Annotated in this window: 4 protein-coding genes and 1 pseudogene; 2 read left to right on the plus strand and 3 right to left on the minus strand. The window is 67.8% G+C overall.

The annotated features are described in order from the left end of the window. Window positions 1-235: 235 nt before the first annotated feature. The 3 genes from AC5Y7D_RS19830 to AC5Y7D_RS19840 form a co-directional block, all read right to left on the minus strand. Entirely contained in the window at window positions 236-2,959 is a 2,724-nt protein-coding gene (locus AC5Y7D_RS19830; protein WP_499926928.1) for a PE family protein, read from the minus strand. 496 nt (window positions 2,960-3,455) lie between these two features. Next, entirely contained in the window at window positions 3,456-4,343 is an 888-nt protein-coding gene (locus AC5Y7D_RS19835) for a LysR family transcriptional regulator (RefSeq protein WP_499926929.1), read from the minus strand. Between the two features lie 21 nt (window positions 4,344-4,364). Then, window positions 4,365-4,970 carry a hypothetical protein gene (locus AC5Y7D_RS19840; RefSeq protein ID WP_499926930.1) on the minus strand — a complete coding sequence of 202 codons (606 nt, stop codon included), beginning with the start codon at window positions 4,968-4,970 and terminating at the stop codon, window positions 4,365-4,367. Window positions 4,971-5,248: 278 nt separating this feature from the next. Between AC5Y7D_RS19840 and AC5Y7D_RS19845 the strand changes: the two are divergent. Further along, window positions 5,249-5,389, plus strand: a pseudogene (locus AC5Y7D_RS19845) (CoA transferase); the annotation flags it as partial. Window positions 5,390-5,478: 89 nt separating this feature from the next. Beyond that, window positions 5,479-6,000: acyl-CoA dehydrogenase family protein (locus AC5Y7D_RS19850; protein ID WP_499926932.1), on the plus strand; the 522-nt coding region annotated here is incomplete at its 3' end.

Below are 6,000 nucleotides of genomic sequence, written 5' to 3' on the forward strand. Positions count from 1 at the left end.
GATCTCCTGAATGCCGTCAAACCCGAGTTTCGTCGAAGCCCAGCCCAGGGGCATTCACGACTAAGCCTCGATCTCCTGCCGGCCGATGGCTCACCGCAATGCTCCCTGGGCTTCGCCGTTGAGCTACATGTTCGAGCTACTCCGACTTTTTCGGCCCTCCAGCAATGGGGCCCGGCCTACTTCATGAGCATGGTTGCGTTGCCGGTGCGCCGCACGGGCCTGCTGGTCAGCACAGCTACGCCGTGCCTCCAGCGCCTCCGGCCCCTCCTTGGCCACCCGAGCCAGGCACACCTGCAATTTGGCCGCCGCCTGGTTCGCCTTGACCCCCGGGCCCACCGGCCCCACCGGCACCGGCACCGCCCGGACCGCCGTCACCACCGGCACCGCCGTTGCCGCTGAGGTAATCGGAGTTCGTCCGGGCACCGCCGGTGCCGCCGGTTCCACCGGCGCCACCCGTACCCCCGGCACCGCTCAGGCCGGCGCCCCCAGCCCCGCCCGTGCCGCCGATCCCGCCGTTTGCGCTGGTCGAATTGTTTCCGACGCCGCCGGTGCCCCCATCGCCGCCGTTGCCGCCGTCGCCTCCGGTCACACCGCCCGTGCCGCCAGCGCCGCCCGCGCCACCCGGACCTGCGCCGCCAGGAAATTCAGCGTTGGTGCCCGCACCGCCGTTACCGCCGGCACCGCCGTGGCCCCCCGTAACCGAGCCGGTGCCACCGGTACCCCCGGCGCCGCCTCGCCCACCCTGACCGCCGGTGGTTCGAAACGAGTTGAGCCCGTCGGTCCCGCCGTTTCCGCCGTTTCCGCCGTTTCCGCCATCGGCCCCGTTGATCCCGCTGCCACCGGTCCCGCCGGCGCCCCCGGTGCCCCCGGCGCCATACGTTCCGCCGAGCAAACCACCGGGTACCCCACCCGTGCCGCCGTCGCCGCCGTTGCCGCCTTTGGCGGTCGTGTTGCCCTGCTGGCCGGTAGCGCCTTGCGTCAAGCCAGCGCCACCGGTGCCGCCAGCACCACTGGCACCGGCATTGCCGCCGTTGCCGCCCGGACCGGCGTCACCGCCACCGCCGCCGGGGCCACCGCCTTGATCACCATCCCCGCCGCGGCCGCCATCACCGGGTGCACCACCAGACCCGCCAGTACCACCCGTGCCGCCGTCGCCTTGAACGCCGTCCGCAAAGTGCGCCGCCAGCGCCTTGCCCCCGGCCCCACCGGTACCGCCGGTGCCGCCCGTGCCGCCGACCCCACCGTCTCCACCGGTACCGCCGTAATACCCTTGAGCTTGGGCCGGGCTGCCATCCTGTCCGGCACCTCCAGTGCCACCGGTGCCGCCGGTACCGCCGATGCCGCCGTTGCCACCGTTGCCGCCGTGCGTTCCGCCGTTGCCTCCCTGGCCGCCTTGTCCGCCTTTGGCCCCCTGCCCGCCGCTGAAGCCGTCTTGCCCGTCGACCATGCTCCAGGGTCCTCCGCCCGGGTTCGGCTGATACTGGCTGCCGTTAGCGCCTGTGGCGCCCGTAGCACCAGTGCCGCCCTGGCCGCCGGTTCCGCCATTCCCGTATTTGCCGCCGTTACCGCCGTTGCCGCCGTGGCCTCCAACGCCGCCGTTCGTGCTGAAGTCGGGGGTGTCCGCCCCGGCGCCTCCGGCGCCGCCGTTGCCGCCGCTGGTCGGCGAATTCCCGGACAATCCGGTTGCGCCGACGACCGAGCCGGCGCCGCCTGCTCCGCCGAGTCCGCCTATGCCAGGTGTGCCGCCGTCGCCGCCGCGACCGCCGACACCGGAGCCGTTGTTGTTCCATGTGCCCACCCCGCCGGCACCGCCGTCGCCGGCGCTGCCACCGTTACCGCCGTGCCCGCCGGCCCCACCGACGCCCTGATTGCTACCCAGGAGGCCCCCTTCGGTGCCGGGGAAGCTGAAGGCACCCCGGTTGCCGCCGACGCCACCCTTGCCGCCGGCGCCACCGTCGCCGCCATAACCACCGCTACCGCCGTCGAGGCCATTGCCGCCGATCCCGCCAGCAGTGCCCAGAGCCCCGGTGCCCCCGTCTCCGCCGGTGCCGCCGGCTCCGCCGGCCCCTCCATTGCCCCAGAACGTGCCGCCCGTCCCTCCGGCTCCGCCCTCTCCACCTATGCCTCCGTTACCACCGTCTCGTAATCCTGAGAGCCCTTGAGCCCCCAGCTGACCGGCTCCGCCGGTACCCCCGGCACCGCCATGACCGAACAGCCCGGCGTTGCCGCCTACTCCCCCGTGTCCCCCGGCTTGTCCGGTCAGGAACGCCGCACCTCCGGCCCCACCGGCACCGCCGTTGCCGAAGAGAAATCCACCGTTGCCGCCTAGCCCTCCGGCTCCGCCATTGGCGCCCCCGACGCCTCCAGATCCGCCATTGCCCCACAGCCAGCCGCCATGGCCGCCGGCGCCCCCGGACGCGCCCGCGCCGCCGCCGGCGCCACCGTTGCCCCCGACACCTATCAGACCCGCGGCTCCACCCGCACCGCCGGCGACCCCGGCGTGGATACCGGCGGCACCGTTACCGCCGTTACCCCATAGCAATCCGCCGGCGCCGCCCGCCTGACCCGGCGCTGTGCCGTTGGCACCATTGCCGATCAAGGGCCGCTGCAGGAGTCCTTCGGTCGGGGCATTGATCACTGCCAAGATGTCATTTTCCAGCATTTGCAGTGGCGAGGTGTTGAGCGCCTCAGCAGCACGGTAGGCGCCCCCGGCGCCGGTCACCGCCTGCACGAAGCGGTCGTGGAAGGCCGCCGCCTGGGCACTCAACGCCTGGTACTGCAAGCCATGGCTGTTGAATAGCGCCGCGATCGCCACCGAGATCTCGTCGGCGGCTGCCGTCTGCACCGCGGTGGTGAGCCCGGCGACCGCGGTATTGGCATTGCTGATCGCCGAACCGATGCCGGCCAGATCCGATGCAGCCGCCGCCACGTACTCGGGCGCTACGTTGACAAATGACATCGTGCCTTCCTTTCGGGGCAGCCGTGCGGGAGCGCCTTCGGCGAGCCCCGTTCGTACTCACGCTGAACGCCGTACACAGCGACAGCAGCTACCAGCATCGGCACGACTGGATTAAGCGTCCAGTAGAAGGTTTTGGAGGACTTTTTGCATGAAACGCAACGTTCCTGACTTGGCGTCCATGCGCTCGCTGTCTCGCAGCTGCACCGGTCCCGCGCCCCGCAAGGACCCGCCGCGCAGCATGAGACCAGCGACCGATTCGCCGGGCTGCGGCCGGCCAAGTCCCAGAACGTCGGCAGACGCGCCTCTTCCGAACGCATACGGCTGTCGACTCGCGTTCGAGCTGCCCTGCCACACGAGCAAGAGGCGCTGTCAGTCCCGAAGCTCCATCTCGATCCGCGTCATCGGCACCGCAATCTCGATTGCACCGATGTTTGATTCGCACGCAAACGAACCGCATCTGGGCAGCAGGGAACGCCCGCCGGGACGTGGACAGCGCTCACTCGGGTAGTCCGCACGATGCGATGGCGGTGTCGCGGAATGCGGCGGCCGAGGGCGGCAGGTAGCGGTTGGTCATCCAACCGACCGCGATCGGGCGCACAAGTTGGGGATCGTCGACGGCGATCTCGACGATGTCGGGCGGAGGTGTAGCGGCTTTGGGCAGCACCCCGATGCCGAGTTGGGCTCCGATCAGTCCGCGCAGCGTGGTGATGTCGGTGCCTTCGAAGGCGATAGAGGGAGTGAAGTGGTGGCGGTCGCAGGCGTTGTCAAAGATCCTGCGCAGTGTGTGATCACGGTCGAGGGCGACAAAACGTTGGCCGGCCAGTTCGTCGAAGCCGACCGTGGCGCGGTGGGCCAGAGGGTGCTTGCGGTCGACGACGGCGTAGAGCTGCTGGGTGAACAGTTTGTGCCACTGCACTCCTGGTGATTCGTCGAAGGTCATGGGGTAGCTCAGGCACACGTCAATGACGCCGGTGGCCAGGTCGCTAACCAATGCTGGTCCGGCGCGTTGGCGCAATTCGAAGCGGACCATCGGGTGCTCATCGTGGTGACGGCGGATCAGCCGCGGCACCGTGGCCACACCCAGAGACACCAGGAACCCCAGCGCCACTGTCCCGTTGTCCACACCCGCGAGTTCGCGCACTCCGGCTACCGCGGTGTCCAGGCTGCGCTGGGCGCCCAGACTGTCTCTCATGAACGCCTGACCGAAGCGGTTCAGTTCGTTGGCGCGCCCCCGCCGGGTAAACAACTCAACCCCGATCTCAGCCTCCAGCATGGCGATGGCACGGCTGACCGCCGATTGTGATACCAGCAGTTTCTCGGCGGCATCACGAAGCGTTCCGAGCTCGGCGACGGTCTGGAAGTAACGCAGCTGGTAGAGCTCCACCAACGACCACCATTCTCCAAGTCACAAGTTCCGTCTCGTACCGGTCTTGTGCGGCCACTGCGGCGCAGCTAGTCGGCGGACCGCCACACCGGCGGGTCGGACCCGTAGGGCACCAATCGATGCAGCTTCGGCAATGCCAGGTTGGAAAAGGTCACCGACGCGGCCCCATTTAGCGATTTCACGGGCCAGCGATTGCCTATTGTTACCGCAATCGAAAAAGTTCAGATAGCCGCTCAATAGTTTGGGGTATGGCGGGCCGGCTTCGATCATGACGTACCGGTTGTCCCGGGTCGGTAAAATCCCGTTTGTCGGGACGTATTCGGCTCCGACGTTTCGGCGGAAGCGGCCTTGCCTCACAAAATGTGTGGGGTGCAGGTAATGCAGCGCTTGGATGATGCCTGTCGAGACGTCGGTGCTTACGCCGGCGCGGTGCTGCCAGATTGCTGCACCTGCAGCCCCGATCAGGAGCAGCGCCGTGGCCGATGCTTCACCGAGGCGGTGCGGGGAGAAAATCACGGGGTCGCAGCCGCAGAGCACGGCAGCACCGGTGAAATGTTCCGAGAGGCCGAGAGCGTCTAGCAATCCGGCCAGCGGACTCAGTTCTCCGGCGCGAAGTCGGGACTCCATCGTGTTGTCCTCTCCGCTTTGCCGCGCGCAGTTGACGACCCCAAGACTGGATGCGCTGCCGAGCCACATTAGCCAGGGCCGATAGGTCCGTCCATCAGATTGTTCGGGAGTAACGCTTGCATATTGCGCAAGATAAGCGTTTGCGGCACCACTTCGATCCGTAAACCGTGCCGGAATTATTCAGCGAATCACAAGAATTTATCCGAAAAATTCAGTTTGACGCTAGCTTGTTGCGTCTCTAGCGTCGTTGCCAATGAAAGCAACGTCGGGACACTGCGATGAGGTTGACCGAAGCGGGCGCTGAGGTGGCACCATCGCCCGGGTTGCTGGTGGCCGACTTCTCGTGCGTTCTGGCCGGTCCGTTCGGCACGACGACACTGGCCGACCTCGGTGCGGAGGTCATCAAAGTCGAACGGCCGGACGGTTTGCACAACTTGATGACAACGCCCGCAACTCTGAAGGGAAGCCTCCGTTGACAACGTTCCCCACCACAACTCATGTCCCGGCAGTGACGCCACACGACTTTCTGGGGATTGACGCCGGTCTATCCCCCGAAGAGCGCCTCATTCGAGACACGGTGCGCGATTTCGTCCGCCGCGACCTGCTGCACCGCCTGCCCGACGCCTATACCGCGGGCCGGTTGCCGTTCGGATTCGCCGCCGCAGCAGGACAGTTGGGCCTGCTCGGAATGCACTTGCAAGGTTACGGCTGTCCGGGAACGAGCGCCGTCGCCTATGGGCTGGCGTGCATGGAACTTGAGGCCGGCGACAGCGGTCTGCGCAGTTTCGTCTCCGTACAGGGTTCTCTGGCCATGTTTGCCCTGCGGCGCTACGGCAGCGAGCAGCATAAACAAACCTGGCTGCCGCGAATGGCCGCGGGCACGGCGATAGGCTGCTTCGGGCTGACCGAGCCGGACGCGGGCAGCGACCCGTCCGGGATGTGCACCAATGCCCGGTTCGAGGACGGCGAGTGGGTCCTCAACGGCACCAAGATGTGGATCACCAACGGCGACATCGCTGACGTCGCCGTG

This window comes from Mycobacterium sp. NGS49 (assembly GCF_059812565.1).

Coding starts and splice junctions, on each gene's coding strand:
- AC5Y7D_RS19830 (WP_499926928.1), bottom strand. CDS start 2,959: ATGTCATTTGTCAACGTAGCGCCCGAGTACGTGGCGGCGGCTGCATCG.
- AC5Y7D_RS19840 (WP_499926930.1), bottom strand. CDS start 4,970: ATGGAGTCCCGACTTCGCGCCGGAGAACTGAGTCCGCTGGCCGGATTG.